The organism is Nitrososphaera sp., assembly GCF_050748925.1.
Taxonomy (GTDB): domain Archaea; phylum Thermoproteota; class Nitrososphaeria; order Nitrososphaerales; family Nitrososphaeraceae; genus Nitrososphaera.
The window spans coordinates 1-4,347 of the sequence record NZ_JBOGQF010000141.1 but is presented as its reverse complement, the minus strand read 5'-3'; the positions used below and the strand labels follow the sequence as shown (position 1 = coordinate 4,347).

Here is a 4,347-nt window from a genome sequence, read left to right as displayed (position 1 = left end):
GTGCCCCTCCTTTCTCGTTTGATGGCCTGTCCAAATCAAGATCCTCGTCTACAAACGTGTAATCCGTCACTTTCCTTTTCTTTATGATTTTGACCTTTCCCATTTTCCATTTGTCCTGGCGCCCATATTCGCAGGCAGAATGCGGCAGACGCAAAAGCGATTTCAGACATTGAAATTAACTAGAGCAAATGCTACATTCGCCAATATACAACCACGACAGTTACGTAGTGTACGCGAAAGTAGCCACTAAACAAGTCAGATCATGCGACGCAATTAAAGTTTTTTCAAGTTCTATTGAACAATCTGTTGATCAAACGACCTGCTACAGGAGCGATAACCAAGCAAACTAGGCATGTACATCAAGGCGACAGAAATAACAACAAAATAAAGAGGATGAATGGCGAGATCAGAGATCGCGAAAAAGTGATGCGCGGACTGAAAAAATGGATACTGCAATTCTACCCGGTTACCAGCTCTACCACAACTACTTTAGGGAGCATGAGGGGCGGGAAGGAAAGACGGCCGCCGAGCTTGCTGGCATAAAGATTGAAGGCGTAAACAATGGATGACAGTAATACAGAAAGCATCAACAAACCAAGAGCTAAAGTAGCTGGGATATTCCTGATTAGTTGCCAATGGCAAAGCCAGTAAATTTTGGTCCCGGCACAGTTCGGGCATTTATCTTGAATAAACGTGCTGACTTGGAACAATTCCTTAAAGACAATGGAAGGGATCTTTGTAAATCTGAAGTGGATGGAGTGATACAGGGCATACAATCCGATTCTGCGGGTATTTTGGCTAGGCGCAAGCAAATTGACGGATTCGGACTAATTCAAGCAGAAGGAAAATTTGCGGATTTAATTGGGGAGGCCGTAATGACCTACCAGCTGCAATTCTACACATCTACAATAGCATTATGTGGAACGATGGCGGAGCGAATATGCTATGACTTTGTCGATTTCTCTAAGATAGTGGTAAATGGTAAAGAATTATCGCAAGAGGAAAAAACCGCATTATATGACATACCTTTCAGAAAACTCTTGGAATTTCTTAACGAGCTTGGTCTCATAGACAAAGATAGTAAAGGTGTGCTGCATGAGATGTATGATATTCGTAACAAATACGTTCATTTCAAGACTAGTGGAGATGGTCAGGCAGACGCTCTTCGCGTATTAAACAAATTTTGCGGCGTTGCCGAGGGTCTCTTTTCTATGTTTAAGTATTATGATATAGCGGATGGAAAATTTGTAAAAAAGAAGGCGCCAGGACCAGATAGTTAACAGCCTTTTCCATGACCCGTCAACTTAACAGAACCCCAAAGACCGTTTAAATATGTCCTATTAGGTTAACCTAATTAGGCATACCTAATTGACAATGAACACGCTCTCATATGAAAGCCATTCTGCCATGCCCCTCCTGCAGGAGCTGGCCGACGGCGTCTCGCACAGGATAGTCATGTCGACCATCGACAGCGCCAAGACGGCCGCGCAGCTTTCCTTTGATAATTCACTGCCGCTCAGCTCGACTTACAAAAAAGTCAAGAAACTGCAGGACGTCGGCATACTGTTCGTGGAAAAGATCGACCTTGACGGCAAGGGCAAAAAGGTAGTATATTACAGGAGCAAGGTCAAGTCTATGGAGTTCAACCTCTCCCGGGACCAGATCCTGCTCCAGTTTGAAAAGAACGACGTGCGTGCAGCCGGCATCGGCCAATCCTAGTTTTTTATACTCGACTTTACTTTGCTAAGTGTGTACGTTAGCCTCGCCGTCAAGGGCTTGATCGCGATTGCGTTTGCAGCAGCGGTTGTTTTGATGCTTTTTGCAATGTTGCCGTTTTAAAAAAAGAAAAAAGAGGAAGGCTCAGGCCCTCTTGCCAGAGCCCCGGAGCCTGCCGTACGCTATCGTTCCGGCTATGCCAAGTGACGCCACTATGGCTGCAACCGGGAATTCGGGCGTCACGACCGCCCTTGCCGTCTCCAAGTCTTCCTTGATCTGCTCGACGTGGGCTGCGACTTCAGAAGCGGGCTTGCCTTCGTCGATCATCTTGACCAGCTCGATCCTCATGTCGACTTCGATCTGCTCCATGAGGCCCTTGTCCTCTACTGCGATGTCGGCCTCGATGAACTCGTAATTGTCAAGGTAGGCTTCAACCGCAAGAGCGCGGGCTTCCTGAGTGTTGCCGGCCTCGTACTGCTCAAGTGACTCGTCGAGTAGTTCGCGGATCCTGTCGATGTAGCCCCAGCCGTCAAGCTCTTGCTCGGCCTCCTCAAGGCCAAACACTTCGGCAAACTCGTGGTTGATGCCGCCTATGATGGTCGCGATCTTGTCAGGACTCGCGTTGGACGCGGTGAGCGAGTTCAGCTCTGCAAAGAACTCTTCCACCTCCTCGGCCTCGTGCTCGGGCATGTCGGCCTTTATCGCTTCAAACGCCACTTCTGCGCGGTGTATGAACGCGGTCGCGTCCTGGTACTCTATCATTTCCACGATCTCGCCGCCTTCCACTGCTTCGCTGTATTCGAGGTTTGCAGTTTCAAGGAGCAGCACGATTGCCTGTGCCCAGAGGGCAGGGTCGCTGGCTTCGTCGCCAGCCACTGCCTCCACTGCCCCGTCAAGCATCGGCAGGATGGCATTGACGGAATCTTCAAACTCTGCTGCAGAAGCCGTGTTGGCCTGGTTTGCAAGCGCAGTCAGCGCGCCCTTTAGCTCGGTGTTGAGCGCGTCGTCCTTGCTTGAAATGTCGCCTTCGACAAGCGAGTAGATCTCGTCTACCGGGTGGCCCGAGTGAGCTATTGCCAGCTCGATGTTGCCGGCATTCTTGTTCTCTATTGCCTTTTCAAGGTGGCCCCTGATGAACTCGATGTTGGCCACAAACTCGGCAGAGTTGCCTGCCGCTGCCTGGATCTCTTCCAGCTCGTGCAGGGTCTGCTCGACGGTAGCCTTTACCTCTGCAGGGTCGGCCTTGTCTTCTATAAGCGTCGCCAGGGTGGCAAGGCCCGCCTCTACTTCTTCAGTTTCGTGTTGGGCGACTGCCAGCATTGCAGTCTTGCCCTCGGCAAATGCCTCGTTGGCCCGCTCCAGGAACAGGATTGCCTCGTCGTATTCCTGCTGGTCGATTATCTGGCCATTGGCGACTGCTGCGCCGTACTCCTCGTCAACCAGGTGGAGCATGTCAGTCATCCTGCCGATGGCTGCACCAATGCCTGTCGCCTCCCCGCCCTCGTACGTAACCAGGAGGGCGTTTGCCTCGTCAGCTGCGTGCTGCGCTGCTGCAAGGTCGCCTGCCGCCGACGCCTCCAGGTGCTCCTCAAGCTCGTGGAACAGCTCGGCTTCAGACTCTTCTCCGAGTTTTGCCTTGGCGTCAGGCTGGATCGTGCGATAGTACGAAATGCCCTCTATTGCAAACTTTTGCGCGCTGGCGGTGTCTGCAGGAGTCTTTTCAAGGGCTCCAATGGCTTCCGTAATTTCCTCCTTGACCTTTAGCAGGAACTGCGCCTTCAGCCCGTCGATTATGGCAGGCGACAGCTCGCCTATCTTGCCCGGGTCAGCCTGGAGCGCGGCCATTGCCTGGGACGACTCTGAGGGAGTCTGGTCGTACTTGAACTTCTTTGTCATGACAGTGTACCACTCTCCGGCCTCAGCCACCATTGAATCCCTCAGGAAAGAAGAGCTCTGGGCCTCATCAAGGCTGTGCTCGATATTCATAAACGCAATCTTGTAGATCGTCTTGTCGATGATCTGCTTGTTATGCACGACAACGATTTTGGTGCTGTTGTTTTCAACCGCCGCACGCATGTCAGCAAATGCAGTGTCGACCAGCTGCGCAGTCGCGCCGTCGCGGTCGGCTGCGGCCTGCTTGAATACGCTGTCGTACTTGCTCTTGGCAGAGTCAAGCTTGGTCAGGGCGCCTACCTTGTCGGCGGCAAACGTCTTTTCCACATCTCCGAGTGTAGTGTTTATCGAGTTCCAAGAATCTCCCTTGGTCTCAGTCTGGGCGAATGAGGGCTGGGCAGCCACCGCCATCGAGGCGATAGATAAGACAAGCATGGCTGCTATGACAACCCCTAGTGTTGTAGCATGCATGAAGGTGCGCAACTTTTTTGCGCTTATAAAGCTAAGAACCGATTTTCAGGTATTGGAATCATCACAGCAGCTTGGCGAAACTTGCGGCGTTTCAGCCCGGAGCGAAAATATTTTTTGTAAAAAAAGAGGAAGGCTCAGGCCCTCTTGCCAGAGCCCCGGAGCCTGCCGTATGCTATCGTTCCGGCTATGCCAAGTGACGCCACTATGGCTGCAACCGGGAATTCGGGCGTCACGACCGCCCTTGCCGTCTCCAAGTCTTCCTTGATC

4 protein-coding genes are annotated in these 4,347 nt (G+C 51.6%); 3 read left to right on the top strand and 1 reads right to left on the bottom strand.

Annotation, left to right across the window (positions count from 1 at the left end; genetic code table 11):
- Positions 1-443 precede the first annotated feature (443 nt).
- The 3 genes from ACREAY_RS10170 to ACREAY_RS10160 all read left to right on the top strand — a co-directional run bounded on the left by ACREAY_RS10170 (position 444) and on the right by ACREAY_RS10160 (position 1,719).
- Complete coding sequence (locus tag ACREAY_RS10170) at positions 444-569, top strand: hypothetical protein (RefSeq protein ID WP_431755664.1); 126 nt, start codon at positions 444-446, stop codon at positions 567-569.
- A gap of 66 nt (positions 570-635) precedes the next feature.
- Complete coding sequence (locus ACREAY_RS10165) at positions 636-1,280, top strand: hypothetical protein (protein WP_431755663.1); 645 nt, start codon at positions 636-638, stop codon at positions 1,278-1,280.
- 94 nt (positions 1,281-1,374) lie between these two features.
- The gene (locus tag ACREAY_RS10160) at positions 1,375-1,719 is read left to right on the top strand and encodes a hypothetical protein (RefSeq protein ID WP_431755662.1); all 345 of its coding nucleotides are present in this window, start codon (positions 1,375-1,377) and stop codon (positions 1,717-1,719) included.
- A 141-nt stretch (positions 1,720-1,860) separates the two neighbouring features.
- Here the strand turns inward: ACREAY_RS10160 and ACREAY_RS10155 are convergent, their stop codons facing one another.
- On the bottom strand, positions 1,861-4,080 hold the full coding sequence (locus ACREAY_RS10155) for a hypothetical protein (RefSeq protein WP_431755661.1): 2,220 nt from the start codon (positions 4,078-4,080) through the stop codon (positions 1,861-1,863).
- Positions 4,081-4,347: the final 267 nt, after the last annotated feature.